The organism is Sphingomonas metalli, from assembly GCF_014641735.1.
GTDB lineage: Bacteria > Pseudomonadota > Alphaproteobacteria > Sphingomonadales > Sphingomonadaceae > Sphingomonas > Sphingomonas metalli.
Window position 1 is genome coordinate 851,105 of the sequence record NZ_BMIH01000001.1, and the last position, 17,331, is coordinate 868,435.

The following is a 17,331-nucleotide window of genomic DNA, read 5'->3' on the forward strand; positions in this document are numbered from 1 at the left end:
GGAGGGGAGGGATGGGTTACATCTCCACCGCCTCCCCGATCGCCGCCCACACGCGATCCAGATCCGCCGCGTCGATGCAGTAAGGCGGCATCACGTAGATCGTGTCGCCCAGCGGCCTCACCAGCAGGTCGTGCTCGCGGAAGAAGCGCAGGAGCCGCGGCCCGGCGTCCGACAGATAGCCCTCGCCCCCCACATCCAGCGCCGCGATCGTCCCCAGCTGCCGCGCGCTCCGCACGCGCGGATGCTCCGCCAGCTCCGCCAGCCGCTCGGCCTGCCGAGCCGCCAGCGTATCGATTTGCGCCTGCACCGGCTCGTCGCGCCAGATAGCGAGGTTGGCGTTCGCCGCGGCACAGGCGATCGGATTGGCGGTGTAGCTGGAGGAGTGAAAGAACATCCGCGCCCGGTCGGTCGACCAGTGCGCCGCGAACAGCGGCTCGCTCGCCAGCGTCACCGCGAGCGGGATCGCGCCGCCGGTCAGCCCCTTGGACAGGCAGAGGATATCGGGCACCACATCCGCCTGTTCGCAGGCGAGCAGCGTGCCCGTCCGGCCCCAGCCGGTCATCACCTCGTCAGCGATGAACAGCACGCCCGTGGCCGCGCAGATCGCGCGCATCTCCGCCAGCACCCAGGGCGGATAGATCAGCATGCCCCCCGCGCCGAGGATCAGCGGTTCGACGATGAACGCCGCCGCGCCCCTCGTACAGGCCCGCTCCAGTGCGTCGAGGGTGGCCTGCTCGGCCCCGGCATGTGGAAAAGGGATGGTGCCAACATCGAACAGCAGCGGCGCATAGGGGCGGTTGAACACGCCCCGCTCGCCTACCGACATCGCGCCGATCGTGTCGCCATGATAGCTGTGCTCGAGCACCAGGATGCGATGCCGCGCCTCGCCCCGCGCCGCCCAATAGCCCAGCGCCATCTTCAGCGCGACCTCGACGCTGGTCGAGCCGGAATCGCTGAAGAACACGCGGGTCAGCGGCTCGGGAGTGATCGCGATCAGCGCGCGCGCCAGATCCTCGGCCGGCTGGTGCGTCCAGCCGGCGAAGATGATCTGGTCGAGCCGCCCCGCCTGCTCGCGAATTGCCGCGACGATGCGAGGGTGATTATGGCCGTGCGTCGTCACCCACCAGCTCGAGATCGCATCGACGATCCGCCGCCCGTCGGCGGTGTGGAGCGCCGCGCCCTCGCCATGCGTCACCAGCGGGATCGGCTCGCCCAGCCCATGCTGGGTAAAGGGGTGCCAGACGGGCGAGCCGCTCACCGGAAGTCCGCCGGATCGAAGGCGCCGGCAAAGGCGCGGGCCAGCGTGTCCGCGTCCAGCGGCGCCAGCAGCGGCAGCCGCCCCAGCCGCCGCACGCCCCCAATCGCCGCGATCGTCGCCTCGCTGTCCTCGACCGGACCGCCGATGAAGGCGATGCCGCGGATCGGCACGCCGCGGCTGCGCAACGCCTCCAGGGTGAGCAGGCTGTGGTTGATCGTGCCCAGCGCCGTCCGCGCGACCACCACCACCGGCTGCCCCCAGTGCGCGAACAGGTCGGCGAACAGCAGATGGCGCGTCACCGGCACCAGCGCCCCGCCCGCGCCCTCCACCACCAGCGGGCCGTCGCCCGGCGGCAGCGCCAGCCGGGCAGGATCGATCGCCACGCCGTCGATCTCCGCGGCGCGGTGCGGTGAGCAGGGCGTGGCCAGCCGATAGGCTTCGGGCAGGACCTGCGCCGGGGCGACGCCCAGACCGGTGACGGTGGCGGCGTCGCTGCCGTCCGCCAGCCCCGCCTGCACCGGCTTCCAGTAACGCGCGCCCAGCATCGCCGCGAGGCCCGCCGCGAACACGGTCTTGCCGATATCGGTATCGGTCCCCGTCACCACTGTCACGCTCATGCCCGCGCCTCCGCGATCGCAGACGCGAGCGCGGCCAGGTCATCCTCCGTCGCATGCAGGGTCAGCGAGATGCGCAGGCGCGCCGTTCCGCTGGGCACGGTCGGCGGCCGGATGCCGCGCACGTCGAAGCCCCGGGCCTGGAGGGCGCCGGCGACCCGCATCGCCTCGCCATCGTTGCCGAGGATCAGCGGCACGATCTGCGTCCCTTCGATCGAGGCGCCGAGCGGCCCGAGCCGCCGCCCCGCCGCCGCGATCAGCGCGTGGAGCCGTGCCCGCCGCTCCGGCTCGGCATCGAGCAGCCTCAGGCTCTCCTGCGCGGCGACCGCCATCAGCGGCGACGGCGCGGTGGAGAAGATGAAGCCGCGGCCGCGCGTCACCAGGAAATCGCGGACGATCCGCGGCCCGCAGACCAATGCGCCCTCGCAGCCCAGCGCCTTGCCGAAGGTCTTGAGCGTGATGACGTTGCCGCGCCCGTCCAGTTCCGCCGCCAGGCCGCGGCCGCCCGTGCCCCACACGCCCGTCGCATGCGCCTCGTCGACGATCAGCACCGCATCGTGCCGATCGGCGATGGCGGCCAGCGCGGCGAGCGGGGCGCAGTCGCCGTCCATGCTGTACAGGCTCTCGACCACGATCCACGGCGTCCCCGTGCCGCCGCGCGTACGCCAGCCGGCGATCGCATCGGCAAAGGCATCGGCATCGTTGTGCGCCGCCGCCACCGCCTCCGCCCGGCCCAGCCGCATTCCGTCATGCGCGCTGGCATGGACCAGCGCGTCGTGGACGATCAGGTCGCCCCGCTGGGGCAGCGCCGACAGCATCGCGACATTGGCGGCATAGCCGCTGCCGAAGAACAGGGTCGCCTCGACGCCGAAGGTCGCTGCGCCCGCCGCCTCCAGCGCCTCATGCTCGGGCGCATTGCCGCGCAGCAGCCGCGAGCCGCCCGATCCGATCCCCACGCCCGCCGCCAGGGCCCGCGCCACCGCGTCGCGGACGGGGCGCGCGTCGGCCAGCGCCAGATAGTCGTTGGATGCGAAATCGCGCCCCCGGCGCGGCACCAGCCGCCGCAGTCGACCGCGCGATTCGAGGGCGGCGAGGTCCGCATGATGGGCGGCGAAGGTCATGCCGGACGCCTTACGGACCGGCCCCGATCCCGACAAGCGGACGGACCGGTGCTCCTCCGGGACCGGCGGCTGCGGAACATGGTTAATTTTTGACGGCGGACTTGAACAATCGCGCGGCTTGCCCATTTATGCCCTGTACGGTTTCGTGTCCCCCCTTTCGCGAGGCCGTACGACACGCTTTCAGCGTGTCTCCTCCCTGAACCTAGGCCACCCCGTGCGGACTACCCGCGGGGTGGTTTTTTTTGGCCGCTATTCCGCCGCCATCGGCAGGGCGCTGGCCAGCGCCTCGTCGGCGAGCGCGTCGATCACGTCGCGCACCAGCGCCGCCGTCGGGGCCAGCCCCGCCCCCGGCCTGTCGAGCGCGGCATCGAGATAGAGCGAGCGGTCGATCTCCAGTTGCAGCGCATGGATGCGCCGGGCTGGCCGCCCATGCCGCTCGACGATATGCCCGCCCGCATAGGGCAGGTTGATCGCCGGCGCGCACCCTCCGCCCGCCAGCGCCGCCTCCGCCCGCGCGACGAAGCGCGGCGCCGCGGTGCGACCGAAACGGTCGCCGATCACCATGCGCGCGCCGTCTTCGCCCAGCGGGGGCATCGAATGGAGGTCGAGCAGCACCGCCGTCCCGAACCGCGCACGCGCCGCCGCCAGCGCCGCCTCCACCGCCATATGATAGGGGCGATGGGCCGCGGCGATCCGCGCCGCGATATCCGCCGCCGCGAACCGCCCGCGCCAGAGCGTCTGGTTGCCCGACGCGCGCCGCGGCACCAGCCCCAGCCCGCTGCGCACCCGCGCGCTGTGGTGCATGTGGCCGGGGATCGCGCCGACGTCGATCCGCGGATCGCGCTCGCGCTCGCTGCGGTTCAGGTCGATCCAGGCGCGCGCATGCCGCTGGATCAGCATCGTCTCGCCGCGCCACGCCGCCCGCGCCACGGCATCGACATGGCGGTCCTCGAGCGGCCGCAGCGCCGCCTCCGGCACCGCCAGCGCGGCGAGCAGCGCATCCGGATAGAGGCGCCCGGCGTGCGGCACCGACACCACGACCGGCGATGCCGGCACGGCCGCACCCAGCCGTTCGAGTGTCTCTGGCTGTTCCACCCGTATCAGCGTAGGACGGATGCGCGCCGGTTTCGACTGGAAATCCGCGCCGCCGCGGACATAGGTGGCGCATGAACATTCGCGAGGCACGGTCATGACACGGATATTGCTGGCCGAGGACGATCAGGTGATGCGCACGTATCTGACGCGCGCGCTCGAAAAGGCGGGCTATCTGGTCGACGCGGTCGATCGCGGCACCGCGGCGCTGCCGCTGCTCGAGGCGCATCGCTTCGACCTGCTGCTCACCGATATCGTCATGCCCGAGATGGACGGGATCGAGCTCGCCCAGCGCGCCGCCGAGCTGGCGCCGGCGATGCGGGTGATGTTCATCACCGGCTTCGCCGCCGTGACGCTGCGCGCCGGCGAGGCGATGCCCAATGCCCGCATCCTGTCCAAGCCCTTCCACCTGCGCGAGCTGGTGGCGGAGGTGGACCGCATGTTCGCCCCCGATCTGGCGAGCGGACACAACTGACCGCTTGCGCCGGCCGATTTGCGCGGCTAGAGGCGACCACCTTACGGGCGTGTAGCTCAGTGGTAGAGCACTGTGTTGACATCGCAGGGGTCGCAAGTTCAATCCTTGCCACGCCCACCACCGAAGTCGGTGTTATCCGGTCATTTTTGCCTCCTCGGCGAGAGGACCGGATAGCCCGACTTCGGCGCTTCTTCGGCGCAAAGCGCCCGGCGCCTTGGCGTCGACCTCACCCAGAATATCGTTGAGAGCATTCGCGACCGTCGCGAATCGGCCGATGGCGTAGACCTCGGTCGACCCGGTCACATCGTGACCCATAAAGCCTTCGAGATCCCACTTCGCCACACCGCGATTGCGCAGAAGCGTCGCGAGGCTGTGCCGCAGAAGATAAGGCTTCCACTCCCTCCCCTTGGGCAGCTTCAGCTCGGTCAGCATGGTCGACCATGCGCGATCGACGTCCTGGACGCCTCGCCCGAAGTAATTGACCAGGAAGCCGGCGCCGGCCCGCTTGTCCTTGTCGAGCCTCTCATAGGCGGCCAGCTCCGCCTTCAGCCAGTTCGCCAGCACCGGCACGACCGGAATCACCGGACGATATTTGTTCGTCTGGGCGCGCCCGAACGGGTTGAGGTCCAGCGTGGGCGATCCGGGAAACCACTGCTCGCGGTGCGGGGCGACGCTGATGTCGACCACGCTATCCGGCCGCGCGACGGTGCAGAGCGACGCAACGATGAAGGCATGCAGCGACACGCGCTTCTTGTCGGTCTCGGCTGCGTAGGCGAGCATGTCGGCGAGGACCGGCACATCGACGCGTACCCGCCGCGGCCGCGAGACCTGCTTGCGCGGGAGCGGCTTGTAGATCGGCCGGCGCTCCGATCGCGGTGGATCCGCATCGGCGGCGTGATTGAGAGCAGCCGCGACCTGCAGCACGGATTCCTCAGTAGTGGCGGCCGACCGCGGGCGCGACGCCGTGACTTCGCCAGCCTTGTTCCGCCATGTGACCGGCTGATCCTTCGACCAGGCGCGGAAGGCGGTGATGAACGGCATGCCGCATGCAACCGCGCAGCTCGTCTCGAGGCCGAACGACCCGCCGCGCCCCTCCTCCGCCTCAATGAAGTCGAGGACGTGCTTCAGGCGCGCCTGGATGCTGTCGGCCGAGTCCTTCAGGTCGCCATGTTCCAGGCGATAATCGGCGATCGCGTCGGTCAGCAGATACGCCTCCGCCGAGGCGAGCGGCTGCCCGCACGCATAGCAATAGGCAGGCGCCTCACTGGCATCGCCTAGGTACCGACGGTCGAGCGCGAGGATGGCTTGGTCGACATCCTCCGTGCCCGTTGATGCGCTTGCTTCACGTCGCGCAACGGGATCGTACCAGAAGACGTACCAGCGGGGCGACCGCTCCCCGCCGTCGGCGCGTCGGAGCTTGTCGAGCCAGTATTTCCCCCGTCGATAGACCGGCGCCGCATTGCCCTGCACGTTGATTGCTCCCTGAGATATTTGGCCTTGGCGGCGGTCAGTATTTCCATGAGCCCGAGGCTGACGAGCATCTCGAGATCCGCGGCGGTCAGATCCACGCCTCGGCCGACTTCGGCCGCGCGGCTGACTCGCTTGTCCAAATGGACGATCGAAGGGGCGTTCATGCCTGCTCCTCTCGAGCTATATTGTCGGTGGAATCTGCGGACCGCGGAGGTGAGCAGACGTCGCAACGGCGGGTGCAAAGGTCGCAGCCCTCGTCTGGATACAGGCACGCGTATTCTGAGAAGCACGACGACACGGAACCCTCGCCGCCGCAGTTCCAGCAATCATCTTGCTCTTCATAGTCCCAATAGGGATCGGGATCGTCAGCCACGGGCGGCCTCCGAATTGCGGGAAGAGTGCCACGCAAAGAAGGCTGCTTTGTGCTCTCGGCACAGATCCTTGCCGGTCGCTGGCGAGAAGGCGCAGGCATGGCAGATCGGCGCGTCGCAGGTGCCGCTTGTCTTTCCGGGCACCTTCCAGTCGCAGAGCAGGAAGGCGTCGCGGCCGCACTTGCAGCGCTGGCGCTTGTGCGAGGAGCAGACGATCGCCCGCCCGCCGCCCGGCATGGTGACCGTTTCGCAGACCATCAGCTTTCCTCGAGCATGGCGTCGATCGCCTGCAGCTGGCGGATGAAGGCGCGCAGGCCGGCGCGATCGAGGGCGGCAACGAAGCCCTCCTCCTCGAATTCGCGCTTGTCCTGATCGGTGCGGTCAGCGCTCCCGAGCAGCTGCAAGACGATGCGATCGGGCTGGTCGAGCGGCAGCCAGGCAGAGCGCAGGCCCTCATGCAGGTGCCAGATGGACGATCCATCCTCGTCAGGGATGTGCAGCCCGCCGCGTTCGTCCAGGACCGCCACGTCGGCGAGCTGCGGCGGAAGATCCGCGTTCGTGCTTTCGAGGATCAATGCGGCGTCTGTCATGCGACCTGCTCCAGCTGGTCGACGGCGCGCGCCTTGGTAACCGCATCGGTGATCCGCCGGACGGCCGTCTGGAAATAGTCGGGATTGCGCTCGATCCCGGTGAAGCGCTTGCCCGCGCGGATCGCGGCGACGCCCGTTGAGCCCGTCCCCATGAAGGGATCGCACACGCTGTCGCCGGCGACGTTCGCGAGGATCTTCGCCATCAGCGCGTCGGGCTTCGTCGTCGGATGGTCGAAGCGCGCGGAACCGCGCGGCGAGGTGATGCGGCTGACCCGAAACAGGTCGCATATAGCGCCGGCCGGGTGATAGCCGCGATTCCACGCGTGGACGTAAAATTCGACGTCCGGCCGGTAGTGCTTGTTCGCAATCGGCTGCGGATTTGTCTTCTGCCAGACGCACAGCGCGTGGCGATGAAACTGCCCCTGCGCGAGCGACAGCAGCTCGGCGAGCTGGTCATTGTGCGCGAATACGATGGCCGCGCCGCAGAGCAGCGGGTTGACGATCGCCATGTCGAAGCCGCTGTGCAGCTCCTCGTCCATGATGCGATCCATCATCGGCCGCCGGGCACGATATCGGCCGGCGCCCGTCGCGCGAATGAGGTAGGGCGGATCCATCACGTCGGCGTCGTGGAAGCCTAGCGCCGGGCGGATTACGTAGGCGTCCCCCATGTAAAGGGTTGCCGCGCCGATGCGGACGGTCGCGATCATGCGGACACCATCGACGCCGGCCAGGCGAGCTTGAGCGAACCGATAACCCCCCGGCCGGGGTTGATAGTCAGACCGAAGTCGTCGGCCACTGCAGGGCCACCGATGATTGCCGACAGAACGCTATAGCCGCCCGGCATCCGCTCGAGGTCCGCGCCCCGCTCCCGGAGATGCGGGCAAACGGTCAAAGCATAGTCTGCGCAGGCCCGATGGACCGGCGCCTCGGTGCTCATGAACCAGCCCTCTTGCATGCGGCCGAGCTTGAACCACCAGCGATCGTTCGCCGGCGCCCGCTCTCCGCAAACGGTGCACCGCATCTCCGCAATCGACCGACGCTGGCGAACCATGTGGGGGCGCGCGAAAATGGGCTTGCCCTGCCCCGGCTGATGGGGGCTCCACAGCGCCAGCTTGCCGCCAACCCAGCGACAAGGCCGAACCTCATAACGGGCTTCGGCCGACCATGCGGCATTCCAAGGAACGCGGGGAAGCGTGGTCATCAGAGCTGCCTCCATACGAAGTCGACAAGCAGCGCCGCGCCGGTGATGCCAATCGCCTGCACCAGGTTGCGGATGAACCGCGTGGCTGACGCGGCGCGGACCGGGCGGATCATGACCGCGTCCCCCATTCGGCCTTGATGCAGACGCCCTGCGCCATGCGCCGGCGGTGCGCCTCGGGAAGCTGCTCGAGCACTTCTCGGATGCCAGCGTCTTGCTGGTCCGCGGGCAGAAGAGAGATGCCGTAGCTCGCCAAGCGGACGGCGAGCTCGATTGGGAAGGCTGTCCCGAACGGCATCGCGTCGGTGGTGACGGCCTGCATGCAGGTCGACAGAACGCCTTGCGCGACGAGAGCCTTCTGCCGGTCGGTCGGCTCCTGCGATATGTGCGCCTCGCCGTTGCGACGAATGCGCATGCACTCGGCGTACAACGCGTCGATCAGCCGGCTCTTCGTGCGATGGGGCTCGCTGTTCATCAGAGCATCCCCAGCGCGTTCATGTAGGTCTCGAGGATGGCCTCCTCTTCCTGGTACTCCTCGCGCTTCTTCTTGCGGATCGCGATGATCGTCCGAATGGCCTTCGGGTCGTATCCGCGGCCCTTGGCCTCGGCGAACACGTCCTTGATGTCGTCCTGGATGCCCTTCTTCTCTTCCTCGAGGCGCTCGGCGCGCTCGATCAGGAGGCGCAGCTCTTCCGCTGCGACCTGGCCGCCGCCCATCCCCTCGCCGCGCTCGTCGGCCGCGCTCACGACGCGGCCTCCGCCAGCGCGAGGAGCGCCGCGATCGTCGTCGCCGGCTTGGCGGCCAGCGCCAGCATCAGCGCGCCGGTCGCGCCGGTGAAAAAGGCGGCAGCGCCGAGGTCGGCCAGCCGGGTCGCGCCGGTGCGCGGCTCGCAGCGCGCGCAGTCGCAGGCGAGCGGATGGAGCGCCGAGATCGGCATGGGCTGCGCGCGCTTCACGCGGCACCGACCTGGGCGGCGACGCAACCCGTGCAGGTGTGGGGGGCGGTCCAGCTCACCAGCACGTGCTCGGCACCGCGCTGGGTATCCCAATAGCTGGAGCCGCAGCCGCGGCAGACCGCCGGGTGCTGCTCGGGCGGCAGGTCGGCGAGTTGGCGGTAGACCGAGGGATCGAGAGGATAGGCGCTGGCCAGCCGCAGAATGGGCTTGTTGTGGAGGGCGCGATAGCCGCGGGTCTCGAGCAGCTCCGCCAAGCGCGCCGCTTCGGAACGGGTCGCGAGCTTCGGCGACATGCGGCGCGCGACCTCGTCGATCGACAGGCCCGCCGCCTCCCGGCGGAGGCGGAGATATTCCCATGGCTTCATGGGAGGCATCATGGGCGGCGGGGCCGGCGTGGCGCTGGCGAAGCTGGCAGCAGAGGCGTGGAACATGGTGCGATCCTTCCGGGCAAGCCGGTGGCGTCACCGGAAGCAGGACCGCCGGAACGCCGCGTGTTGATGGTGCTGAGCGAGGCCCGCGCGTCAGCTGGTGTCGGGCGCGGTTGCCGTGCCCGCCCCGCGATCGAGATACGCGCGCAGGCAAGCCATGGTGGAGGTCGCCTCGCGATGGACATCCTCGGTCTGGCGTAGCGCCTCTTCGACCCGCTTGCGGTCACCTGTCACCAGCGCCGCCTCGAGCAGCGCGGTGACGGCCTCGCCGTTCTCACGCGCAAGCGCGGCGCCGCGCCGGCCGATCTCGGCCGCATCGGCGAAACGCTCCGCGCGCGACGTCGCCAGCCGGCGGCCCAGCGCCTCATAGAGCGGAAAGCCCAGCCCGAATTTCGCATGGTGCGCGAGGTCGAGCTGCTCGAGGTCACGAACGGACAGCTGCTCGCGCTTGTCGGGATCGGTCGTCGCCTGCAGATAGGCCGCCGACCGGCCGAGCAGCGCGGCCGCTTCCTTGATCTTCAGTTGACCGAGGACGGTCATCAACGTGTCCTCGATTGTGGCGGGCTCCCGGACCTTGGTCATGCCGCTGCCCCGAAAGGGGGCGCCGATCGATGCAGACGACCGGCGCCCAGGGGGTCAACAAGGGAGTCCAGCAGACAGGGGGGGGCTTGCCGGGCGCGCGGGTTCGATTGCGCGTTCGGCAGGTTTCGACCGGTCTGCCAGCGGCCGAAGGGGGAAAGGGGTGCAGCGATCACTGGGGCAGCTCCGCCGGTTCGGCGACTGTGCTTTCGCTTTCGAGGGGATAGAGGTCAGGCCGCAGAACATGACGGCTCACACCGGTTTCACGTTCGACATGCAGGACGTGTTCAGCGGGGAGGTGCTTACCTTCGCTTACCCAGCGCCAAACTGCTCTCTGAGTGACCTTCAAGAGCCGCGCCAAGGCCGACTGCGATCCTGCAATGCGGACCGCCTCCAACAAGGCTTCGTTTTGGGGTGACCGATTCACATCCATGTCGGCTTGCTAAACCCATTGGTTTAGAGCCGTCAATACCCAAAGTTTGGTCGCGCGTTAAACCTGTGGGTTTAGACACCCAGCGTATGGTTGATGCCGCTCGCCTTCGCCAGCTCATGAATGACCGCGGCTTGACACAGTCTGAGCTGGCGCGGCGTGTAGGCATATCGCAAACTTCGATCGCGAAGCTAGTAACGGGATCCGGATACGGCTCCAAGTTTCTCCACCGCATCGCCCAGGAGCTTGGGACATCACCAGGCTACTTGGAGGGGCTGACTGACGACCCGAAGGCGGACGCCATCCCGTTGCCTTCCGTCGAAGACGCAGCTGAGCAGCTCGACCTAGTCAGCGTTCAGCAGATCGACCTCGCTTATGGGCTCGGCGCAACTTTCGTCGACAATCACGTCAACGTAGACGTGATCAGGTTCCCACGCTTGTGGATGGAGGCCATCACCAGTTCTCCACCCGCGCTTCTCACCTGGGCCCGGGGCCGCGGCGATTCGATGGAGCCGACGATCCATGATGGAGACGTGGTGCTGATCGATCGATCGCAGCGCGTCGTCGTCGAACAGGACGCAGTTTGGGCGTACACGGTTGGCGATCTAGGAGCGATCAAGCGGCTGCGTATCAAGGGCGATCGGGTCGTAATCCATTCCGATAATCAGTCCGTCCGGCCGGACGAAGAATCGATCGATCAGGTGAATATCGTTGGCCGGGTGATCTTCGTGGGTAAGCGGCTCTAGGTGTTCCAGATTGGGAAGCTCCCTCGCCGCGAGGCCCTCGAGTCGCTCTCTTGCCGACTCGCGAAATCTCGATTTATGTTCGCATAATGTTCTACTCCCCCAGCCTCCGCCCGTCGTCGCCGTATGAGCTGAGCTTAGCCGTAGTGGGCCTCGACTATCTGAACAGCGACAAGAGCCACCGCCGATTCGAAATGGCGCTCTGCGCCCACGGCGAGCCGGTGAAGCTCATCCGCGAGCCGAAGAACAAAGCTGACAAGCGGGCCATCGCTGTGTTCAGCGTGCGTGACATACAGCTCGGTTACCTGACAGCTGAGCGCGCCGCATTGCTCGCGCCATGGATGGACGCCGGCGTGGAGCACGAAGCGGCGTTCCAGGCTCCGGGTCGAACAGCGGCGATCATCCGCGCACGGTTCGGCGGGGGGCAGCTGTACGTGCCGCCTGAGCGTGATGACGTCGAACACGATTGGAGTGAGGTGGGCGGCGACTATTTCGATTGGGGGTGCTGAGCCAATAAGGTGCAGTGCGATAGAGTGGTTGACAGGGGGAACAAAGATGAAGCTCGATCTGACTAGGCTTTCGTGGAAGCGCAAGATTTTCAATGTGTGGTTGAGCCTTGCAGGCTTGCTGGTCGCGCATTCAACAGCCGATGCGCAGGCGGTCCGTAGCGAGGTGACAGCGAGCAACGGTGTCCCGATCGTCGTCTACTCAGACGACTTTGCACAACGGTATGAATACACCTCGCCATCTATTAAGGCTGGTGACGGACAGATAAGTGTGGCCGCTGTTCGAAAAGCAGGCGTCACAACTCCAATCGAGCTTAGCGGATTCTTTGTTTATACCGGTGATTGGCGCAGGTATTCGTCAGCGATTTTTAAAGGCGGCGACCCTGCAAAGTTTATTGTTCGGGGTCGGGATGTCGGTCGTTGCTTCTCATCACGCTATTCGCGGCCGTCCTGCACTCTAAGCGAAAGTTTTGCGATTGTTCTCAGCCCCGTTGAGCTTAAGGCACATGACGATGGAGGCACGATCGCGGTCCAACTTCGCGCCGACGACACGACCACCGTCATCTTCCAGGTGCCGGTAAGCTATTTCAAAGCCGTAGCAGAATTGTCGAAGGCCGATATCGACCCGCCAGCGCCAACGCCAACCCCGACGGTGACGACAAAGCCAGCAGAACATGTTGTAGCGAAACCGCCGATCAAGTCGGCAACCCGCTCTGCCGCTCCTACGAAACGGAAGCGCTAAAGCATGCAGTTGCCGACGGTCATAGTATTGTGACCTTCGGCGCTGCCGGGTGGGGTATCACCGGGGTACAGAACGGGATTCTCGGCAATTTTCCTCTCGGCATTGACGCTGCGAGGCGGAGGCCACCTCCGCCCGCACAATGTCAGCTTTTGGTGGGGAGCGAACATTCGAGGTAGATCCACTCATTACGGGGCGGAAGGTAGAGCGATGGCATCGCGTTCAACATGGCTACAGCGTGGTTTCGTCCTGTTCTCTGCCGCTGTGATAGTGCGAGGTCTGGTAGAGCGACGACCTGAAAAGCTCATTATGATCGCTGCACTGGGAGCTTCGTTCATCGCAGTTGTCGGAGTGGGATGGCTCTTCGCGGTTCGACGCGAACGCTAGGCTGAAGGTCCGTTATCGGGCGTAAGCGGTATTTCCGCTTCTAGGCGGAAGCAGACATCAACGGGGGTATGAGTGGGGTACGGCCATGCTCGCCAAACCCCTGCCCCCTCGGTGAGCTGGCACCGCGGCGGAGGTTGCCTCCGCCCCAAACGTTCGCTTCTGGTAGAAAGCGGTTATTCTGCTAAGCTTGATTGAGGATGAGTCAGCAGTCTCACTTCTTAGATCGGCCGGCCCTGATTTTGGCCGTGACCGGGACCTTGATCAGCCTGCTTGTTCACGTCGGTGTCTGGGCATATTCCGGGTCTATTGTTCCCAAATGTGCACCATCTGATTCCACGGCCGACTGTGCCTCGATCTGGGCACTCGAAGCGCTAACGCTGGTGCCTCCGGCTATTCTGTTGCTCATCTTCGTACGCGATAAGCGATCGAGCTGAACGTCCGCTATTGGGCGTAAGCGGACATACGTTGGGGTACCTGCCGGGGTACTCGCGTCGCGGTCGAAGCCGTTTCCCCTCGGCTACCTGGCGGCGCGGCGGAGGATACCTCCGCCACGTCCTACTTAAGCTCGCCTGCCACTACCTCCAATTTACATCCAAAAATATGAGCAAATAGCTCAATTTCGACAACAACGAGCTTTCGCATCGCGCCTGGCAACCGTGGGTCAGGGTTACACTCCCTCTCAACGATGGATGAGGTCAGGCGGTGCAAAGGGGAGTGCTCAATTATTGGGCTATTCGAGCTTCCAATAAGATGGCCGTTATCTACATAGTCGCCGGATACTATCATGTCATTTAGGTATGGCTTGAAGGCCTCTGGACCCAGCACTGCCATGGCATAACCGTGAGCGATTTTGGCCGTAAATTGATCTGTAGCACCAAAAAACGTCTGAATGCTGATAGACCGATCCTTTGGCCACTTATCGGTGTTGTGCAGAGATCCGAATGGGTACCGCGGCGGGCTCATGCCAACGAAATTATCCGTCAGTATAGAAGGTCTCAAACCCGTCCGATCTAGCGCAACGACATAAACCATATCGCTGTTTACCGGGTGATGCATAGTATCATCATCCCCGCCATCATAGCTGCCAGAGTACCAAAAGCGAGAATACCCCCGATATTTGGAGCCTCGCCTTTTTCTTGATTTTATGTCGTAGAACTGTCTCGCTTGACCAAAATTACCATTTATAATCTTTGACTCCCACCGCTGTATTATTTTAGCACATGACAAACAACTAGCTGACTGCAACACGTAGTCGCCCGCGATACCGTCAGGTATTATGTGTTCATCAGTAAGCTTTTGATCCGAGCCTAGTATTCCGCAATATATACATCGTCCAAAACCCGGAACACGTATCAATGGTCCCCGTACGTGTGGAACTTCGTGAGTCGACATAAGCCTTCCTCAATCCGGCGAATCGTTCATCGAATTAGGGTACTATCGCTCGCATGTCATTCACGATACGTTCTCCGATTAAGGGGTACATCATGAACGTCATGTCGGGAGCGCTTCATCCCACAGCCGGGCCCCGACGCATCGAGGCGCTGGCCTACATTATCGAGCGGCTGCGGCGGGGATCGAGCCCGAGCTATGCCGAGATCGGCCGCAACATGAAGCCTGCGGTCGGCGAGGGACGCGCGCGTCAGCTCGTCGACCAGCTGGTGAAGCTGGGCGTGATCGAGCGCGACGCCGGGTCGCATCGCGGCATCAGTGTGCGCGACCTGACCGCCTGCCGCATACTTATCGATGAGGCGCTGGGGCAGAGCGGATGGTGGCACGCGGCCCCGCTTGCCCCGCTTGAGGCCCCTGCCCCCTGCAGCTTTCTGCAGCTGCCTGTCCTGCCCCTGATGGAGCTACCTCCCGATCTAGACTGAGCGGGATCTCCATGGCGATCGACACGAATGGCATGCGGCAAGTGATGGACCTGGCAGCGGGCGACCGCATGGCCATGGACAAGCAGCACCTGCATGCCCTGATCGACGCGACGCCGGGCACCGTGATGGCGATCGAGAAGCGGCAGGTGCGCACCATGCTGGACGCGATCGACCTTGGCCGCGTGGCCGACCAGCTCGCCGGGATCAGCGAAATCGTCCGCGGCATGGCGATCGCCGCATGAGCGACAAGCCGCACCCCGCCGCGATCGACGTTGCCGGCATCTGGTACCTGCGCGATGCCAAGGGCAGCCTGGTCCCGCTCACCGCGGTGAAGCCTGTGGATCTGCTGATCGACGAGCTGGTCCGGCTCGAGCTGACCGAAGCCCGTGAGATCTCGGCCGATCTCGCCTCGTTCAAGCAGCGCAGCTTCAGCCGCGTGGGCGAGTTGCAGGCGCTGCTGGCGCAGGAGTATGGCGCGACGATCGGCGGGGCGAAGGGCAACATCACCCTCCCCGCCTTCGACGGGTGTGGCAAGGTGCAGGTCGCCTCGGCCGATCTGCGCGAGCTCGGCCCCGAGCTGCAGGTCGCCAAGCAGCTGATCGACGAATGTCTGCTGGAATGGTCGGCCGAGAGCCACGAGGCGATCCGCGCGCTGGTCAACCGTGTCTTTTCCGTCGACAAGGAAGGGCAGATTAGCCACGCCGGGCTGTTCATGCTGCTCCGCGTGGAAATCCACGACGAGCGCTGGCAACGCGCGATGGACGCAATCCGCGACAGCATCCGCGTGATCGGGTCGCGCACCTACATCCGCTTCTATGACCGCAACGCGCCCGACGCCGGATGGGTAGCGATCCCGCTGGATCTCGCCTCGGCGTGAGCCGGTGGCTCATCCTGCGGACGAGCGGCGGGCAGACCCTGCCGCTGGCGGCGTCGCTCGGTGCGGCCGGCTTCGCCGTCTGGACGCCGGCGCGCGTGCTGCGACGGTCGATCCCGGCAAAGACGCCGAGCGGCAAGCGGCTGATCGCGACGGACGCGCCCATCCTACCGACCTTCGTTTTCGCGGCCGAGGCCGATCTTCTGCGGCTGGCGGCTGCGGCCGTGGAGCTGCCCAGCCCGCATCCGGCGTTCTCGATATATCGTCATGGCGGCCGCGTGCCACTGGTCGGCGATAGCGAGATCGCCGGGCTGCGCGAGGAAGAGGCGCGGGAAGCAGCGGTGATCAGGGCGATGCGCGAGGCGGAGAGCCACGCCGCAGCCGAGGCGATCCGGATCGCCGCGATCAAGTCTGAGGCGGCGCGACGCCGGGCAACCCGGGAGCTGGAGCGCAAACAGCGCGCCGCCTTGCGCGCCAAGCCCTGCCAGCTCGCGCCCGGAACGGTGGTCGAGGTGGCAGAGATGCCGGCTTTGATCGGCGTGCCCGGTGTGGTGGAGAGCGTCGATGGCGCGCACGCACATGTGCGCTTCGGCACGCAGTCATGGAAAATTGAGGGTTGGCGGGTATACCCGTCCACCTTGAGCACAATCGCCGCCTGAGCGGCTTTCGGGAAAGACGATCTGGGGCACCTGCCCTTGCGCGCCCGCCACCCTTCCCCGCGATGTGTCGCGGCGGAAGTCGTAAGCATATCCAGATCCGGAGGTGGCAATGGCCGCACCCAAGCCCCGCACGGGCGGCGATACGCTGCGCCTGGCGGCCGACCGCCTCTATGCCCTTGCCGACCGCTATGACGCCCAGCAGCGAACGCAAGGCGAGCGGCAGGAGCTGCACGACCAGATCGAGGTCACCGCTGACGAGATACGCAGCGTGGTTCGGGGTAGCTCGCGCATCGTATGCCCGCCAAAGTGCATGGTGGCGCTTGCGGATGGTTCGATATCGGCAGGCTGGTAGAGGATCGGCCCCTATTATTAGGTTGGTTCGTCCTGTGTCTGCAGCGCCACAGCGGTATACAAATCGGCAACCTTGAGGGTGCGCGGTAGCTATGTTCCCGCCGAGCTGCCATCCGCGGCAGCATGACTGCCATTCTCCTCCCATCGCCCGACCTCTTCCTGCGGGAGGATGCGATCCGCGGTGGCATGGACCTGATCTTCTTCACCAATACAAGATATCTGAAGAGCGCGGACGAGCGGCTCGCGGCGGCGGGGCTCGGCCGTGCGCATCACCGGGTGATGTACTTCGTTCAGCGCAAGCCGGACATCACCGTGTCCGAGCTGCACCAGATCCTGGGCATCACCAAACAATCCTATAATCGGGTCGCCAAGGACCTGATCGCGCGCAACCTGATGATCCAGCGCGTGGGCGAGAAGGACCGACGGCATCGCCTGCTGCGGCTGACGGACGAAGGCGCCGCCCTGGAGAGGACGATCTTCGAGGAGCTGCACGGCAAGGTCGCCCACGCCTATTCGGCGGCCGGCGGCGAGGCGGTTCGCGGGTTCTGGTCGGTGCTCCAGCACCTGATTGGCGAGGAAGGCCGCACCATGTTCGGCGCGGTGCAGAGACTGTAATCTT

The 17,331-nt window shown here is 65.9% G+C and carries 25 protein-coding genes and 1 tRNA gene; 11 read left to right on the plus strand and 15 right to left on the minus strand.

Annotated features, from left to right (window positions below; genetic code table 11):
• Positions 1–16: 16 nt before the first annotated feature.
• The 4 genes from IEX18_RS04285 to IEX18_RS04300 all read right to left on the minus strand — a co-directional run bounded on the left by IEX18_RS04285 (position 17) and on the right by IEX18_RS04300 (position 4,184).
• A complete protein-coding gene (locus IEX18_RS04285) occupies positions 17–1,258 on the minus strand; it encodes an adenosylmethionine--8-amino-7-oxononanoate transaminase (RefSeq protein WP_188657407.1) in 1,242 nt (413 codons plus the stop codon).
• Positions 1,255–1,875 (minus strand): dethiobiotin synthase, encoded by a 621-nt coding sequence (bioD, locus tag IEX18_RS04290; protein ID WP_188657408.1) that lies wholly within the window; start codon positions 1,873–1,875, stop codon positions 1,255–1,257. Before bioD ends, IEX18_RS04285 begins: the two co-directional genes overlap by 4 nt.
• Entirely contained in the window at positions 1,872–2,993 is a 1,122-nt protein-coding gene (locus tag IEX18_RS04295) for an 8-amino-7-oxononanoate synthase (RefSeq protein ID WP_188657411.1), read from the minus strand. Before IEX18_RS04295 ends, bioD begins: the two co-directional genes overlap by 4 nt.
• A gap of 249 nt (positions 2,994–3,242) precedes the next feature.
• The gene (locus IEX18_RS04300) at positions 3,243–4,184 is read right to left on the minus strand and encodes an N-formylglutamate amidohydrolase (RefSeq protein WP_188657412.1); all 942 of its coding nucleotides are present in this window, start codon (positions 4,182–4,184) and stop codon (positions 3,243–3,245) included.
• On the opposite strand from IEX18_RS04300, the gene cpdR reads away from it, so the two are divergent.
• On the plus strand, positions 4,183–4,560 hold the full coding sequence (gene cpdR, locus IEX18_RS04305; RefSeq protein WP_188657413.1) for a cell cycle two-component system response regulator CpdR: 378 nt from the start codon (positions 4,183–4,185) through the stop codon (positions 4,558–4,560). The genes IEX18_RS04300 and cpdR overlap by 2 nt on opposite strands.
• A 45-nt stretch (positions 4,561–4,605) precedes the next feature.
• Positions 4,606–4,680, plus strand: a tRNA-Val gene (locus tag IEX18_RS04310).
• Positions 4,681–4,692: 12 nt separating this feature from the next.
• On the opposite strand, the gene IEX18_RS04315 is transcribed toward IEX18_RS04310, so the two are convergent.
• From IEX18_RS04315 to IEX18_RS04365, 11 genes are all read right to left on the minus strand, one after another.
• Complete coding sequence (locus IEX18_RS04315) at positions 4,693–6,030, minus strand: site-specific integrase (RefSeq protein WP_188657415.1); 1,338 nt, start codon at positions 6,028–6,030, stop codon at positions 4,693–4,695.
• A gap of 365 nt (positions 6,031–6,395) precedes the next feature.
• Positions 6,396–6,659, minus strand: coding sequence for a hypothetical protein (locus tag IEX18_RS04320; protein ID WP_188657417.1), 264 nt, complete (start codon positions 6,657–6,659; stop codon positions 6,396–6,398).
• A complete protein-coding gene (locus tag IEX18_RS04325) occupies positions 6,659–6,991 on the minus strand; it encodes a hypothetical protein (RefSeq protein ID WP_188657419.1) in 333 nt (110 codons plus the stop codon). Before IEX18_RS04325 ends, IEX18_RS04320 begins: the two co-directional genes overlap by 1 nt.
• A complete protein-coding gene (locus tag IEX18_RS04330; protein ID WP_188657422.1) occupies positions 6,988–7,698 on the minus strand; it encodes a DNA-methyltransferase in 711 nt (236 codons plus the stop codon). Before IEX18_RS04330 ends, IEX18_RS04325 begins: the two co-directional genes overlap by 4 nt.
• Positions 7,695–8,192 carry a hypothetical protein gene (locus tag IEX18_RS04335; protein WP_188657423.1) on the minus strand — a complete coding sequence of 166 codons (498 nt, stop codon included), beginning with the start codon at positions 8,190–8,192 and terminating at the stop codon, positions 7,695–7,697. Before IEX18_RS04335 ends, IEX18_RS04330 begins: the two co-directional genes overlap by 4 nt.
• Before the next feature lie 109 nt (positions 8,193–8,301).
• Positions 8,302–8,664: a hypothetical protein gene (locus tag IEX18_RS04340; RefSeq protein ID WP_188657425.1), complete on the minus strand. Its 363-nt coding sequence runs from the start codon at positions 8,662–8,664 to the stop codon at positions 8,302–8,304.
• Positions 8,664–8,906: a DUF2312 domain-containing protein gene (locus IEX18_RS04345; RefSeq protein WP_188657838.1), complete on the minus strand. Its 243-nt coding sequence runs from the start codon at positions 8,904–8,906 to the stop codon at positions 8,664–8,666. The genes IEX18_RS04340 and IEX18_RS04345 overlap by 1 nt, the downstream gene beginning before the upstream one ends.
• 26 nt (positions 8,907–8,932) lie before the next feature.
• The gene (locus IEX18_RS04350) at positions 8,933–9,145 is read right to left on the minus strand and encodes a hypothetical protein (RefSeq protein WP_188657427.1); all 213 of its coding nucleotides are present in this window, start codon (positions 9,143–9,145) and stop codon (positions 8,933–8,935) included.
• Positions 9,142–9,576 (minus strand): RodZ family helix-turn-helix domain-containing protein, encoded by a 435-nt coding sequence (locus tag IEX18_RS04355; RefSeq protein ID WP_188657429.1) that lies wholly within the window; start codon positions 9,574–9,576, stop codon positions 9,142–9,144. The genes IEX18_RS04350 and IEX18_RS04355 overlap by 4 nt, the downstream gene beginning before the upstream one ends.
• A gap of 90 nt (positions 9,577–9,666) precedes the next feature.
• Positions 9,667–10,113, minus strand: coding sequence for a hypothetical protein (locus IEX18_RS04360; protein WP_188657431.1), 447 nt, complete (start codon positions 10,111–10,113; stop codon positions 9,667–9,669).
• Between the two features lie 211 nt (positions 10,114–10,324).
• Positions 10,325–10,585 carry a transcriptional regulator gene (locus IEX18_RS04365; protein ID WP_188657433.1) on the minus strand — a complete coding sequence of 87 codons (261 nt, stop codon included), beginning with the start codon at positions 10,583–10,585 and terminating at the stop codon, positions 10,325–10,327.
• Between the two features lie 86 nt (positions 10,586–10,671).
• Here IEX18_RS04365 and IEX18_RS04370 point away from each other — a divergent pair, with 86 nt between their 5' ends.
• From IEX18_RS04370 to IEX18_RS04410, 9 genes are all read left to right on the plus strand, one after another.
• Positions 10,672–11,328 (plus strand): XRE family transcriptional regulator, encoded by a 657-nt coding sequence (locus IEX18_RS04370; RefSeq protein ID WP_188657434.1) that lies wholly within the window; start codon positions 10,672–10,674, stop codon positions 11,326–11,328.
• A gap of 86 nt (positions 11,329–11,414) precedes the next feature.
• Positions 11,415–11,834 (plus strand): HIRAN domain-containing protein, encoded by a 420-nt coding sequence (locus tag IEX18_RS04375; RefSeq protein ID WP_188657436.1) that lies wholly within the window; start codon positions 11,415–11,417, stop codon positions 11,832–11,834.
• Positions 11,835–11,880: 46 nt separating this feature from the next.
• Positions 11,881–12,573 carry a hypothetical protein gene (locus IEX18_RS04380; RefSeq protein ID WP_188657438.1) on the plus strand — a complete coding sequence of 231 codons (693 nt, stop codon included), beginning with the start codon at positions 11,881–11,883 and terminating at the stop codon, positions 12,571–12,573.
• A gap of 1,868 nt (positions 12,574–14,441) precedes the next feature.
• Positions 14,442–14,828 carry a LexA family transcriptional regulator gene (locus IEX18_RS04385; RefSeq protein ID WP_188657440.1) on the plus strand — a complete coding sequence of 129 codons (387 nt, stop codon included), beginning with the start codon at positions 14,442–14,444 and terminating at the stop codon, positions 14,826–14,828.
• An 11-nt stretch (positions 14,829–14,839) separates the two neighbouring features.
• Positions 14,840–15,070 (plus strand): hypothetical protein, encoded by a 231-nt coding sequence (locus IEX18_RS04390; RefSeq protein ID WP_188657442.1) that lies wholly within the window; start codon positions 14,840–14,842, stop codon positions 15,068–15,070.
• On the plus strand, positions 15,067–15,705 hold the full coding sequence (locus IEX18_RS04395; protein WP_188657444.1) for a DUF3164 family protein: 639 nt from the start codon (positions 15,067–15,069) through the stop codon (positions 15,703–15,705). Before IEX18_RS04390 ends, IEX18_RS04395 begins: the two co-directional genes overlap by 4 nt.
• Positions 15,702–16,361, plus strand: a complete 660-nt coding sequence (locus IEX18_RS04400; protein ID WP_188657446.1) for a hypothetical protein — start codon at positions 15,702–15,704, stop codon at positions 16,359–16,361. The genes IEX18_RS04395 and IEX18_RS04400 overlap by 4 nt, the downstream gene beginning before the upstream one ends.
• A gap of 109 nt (positions 16,362–16,470) precedes the next feature.
• On the plus strand, positions 16,471–16,713 hold the full coding sequence (locus tag IEX18_RS04405; RefSeq protein ID WP_188657448.1) for a hypothetical protein: 243 nt from the start codon (positions 16,471–16,473) through the stop codon (positions 16,711–16,713).
• Between the two features lie 122 nt (positions 16,714–16,835).
• Positions 16,836–17,327 (plus strand): MarR family winged helix-turn-helix transcriptional regulator, encoded by a 492-nt coding sequence (locus IEX18_RS04410; RefSeq protein ID WP_188657450.1) that lies wholly within the window; start codon positions 16,836–16,838, stop codon positions 17,325–17,327.
• Positions 17,328–17,331: the final 4 nt, after the last annotated feature.

Coding starts and splice junctions, on each gene's coding strand:
- IEX18_RS04295 (WP_188657411.1), bottom strand. CDS start 2,993: ATGACCTTCGCCGCCCATCATGCGGACCTCGCCGCCCTCGAATCGCGC.
- IEX18_RS04300 (WP_188657412.1), bottom strand. CDS start 4,184: ATGACCGTGCCTCGCGAATGTTCATGCGCCACCTATGTCCGCGGCGGC.
- IEX18_RS04395 (WP_188657444.1), top strand. CDS start 15,067: ATGAGCGACAAGCCGCACCCCGCCGCGATCGACGTTGCCGGCATCTGG.
- IEX18_RS04360 (WP_188657431.1), bottom strand. CDS start 10,113: ATGACCGTCCTCGGTCAACTGAAGATCAAGGAAGCGGCCGCGCTGCTC.
- cpdR (WP_188657413.1), top strand. CDS start 4,183: ATGACACGGATATTGCTGGCCGAGGACGATCAGGTGATGCGCACGTAT.
- IEX18_RS04345 (WP_188657838.1), bottom strand. CDS start 8,906: ATGGGCGGCGGCCAGGTCGCAGCGGAAGAGCTGCGCCTCCTGATCGAG.
- IEX18_RS04365 (WP_188657433.1), bottom strand. CDS start 10,585: ATGGATGTGAATCGGTCACCCCAAAACGAAGCCTTGTTGGAGGCGGTC.
- bioD (WP_188657408.1), bottom strand. CDS start 1,875: ATGAGCGTGACAGTGGTGACGGGGACCGATACCGATATCGGCAAGACC.
- IEX18_RS04320 (WP_188657417.1), bottom strand. CDS start 6,659: ATGGTCTGCGAAACGGTCACCATGCCGGGCGGCGGGCGGGCGATCGTC.
- IEX18_RS04355 (WP_188657429.1), bottom strand. CDS start 9,576: ATGTTCCACGCCTCTGCTGCCAGCTTCGCCAGCGCCACGCCGGCCCCG.
- IEX18_RS04390 (WP_188657442.1), top strand. CDS start 14,840: ATGGCGATCGACACGAATGGCATGCGGCAAGTGATGGACCTGGCAGCG.
- IEX18_RS04385 (WP_188657440.1), top strand. CDS start 14,442: ATGAACGTCATGTCGGGAGCGCTTCATCCCACAGCCGGGCCCCGACGC.
- IEX18_RS04405 (WP_188657448.1), top strand. CDS start 16,471: ATGGCCGCACCCAAGCCCCGCACGGGCGGCGATACGCTGCGCCTGGCG.
- IEX18_RS04370 (WP_188657434.1), top strand. CDS start 10,672: ATGGTTGATGCCGCTCGCCTTCGCCAGCTCATGAATGACCGCGGCTTG.
- IEX18_RS04340 (WP_188657425.1), bottom strand. CDS start 8,664: ATGAACAGCGAGCCCCATCGCACGAAGAGCCGGCTGATCGACGCGTTG.
- IEX18_RS04335 (WP_188657423.1), bottom strand. CDS start 8,192: ATGACCACGCTTCCCCGCGTTCCTTGGAATGCCGCATGGTCGGCCGAA.
- IEX18_RS04325 (WP_188657419.1), bottom strand. CDS start 6,991: ATGACAGACGCCGCATTGATCCTCGAAAGCACGAACGCGGATCTTCCG.
- IEX18_RS04330 (WP_188657422.1), bottom strand. CDS start 7,698: ATGATCGCGACCGTCCGCATCGGCGCGGCAACCCTTTACATGGGGGAC.
- IEX18_RS04410 (WP_188657450.1), top strand. CDS start 16,836: ATGACTGCCATTCTCCTCCCATCGCCCGACCTCTTCCTGCGGGAGGAT.
- IEX18_RS04380 (WP_188657438.1), top strand. CDS start 11,881: ATGAAGCTCGATCTGACTAGGCTTTCGTGGAAGCGCAAGATTTTCAAT.
- IEX18_RS04375 (WP_188657436.1), top strand. CDS start 11,415: ATGTTCTACTCCCCCAGCCTCCGCCCGTCGTCGCCGTATGAGCTGAGC.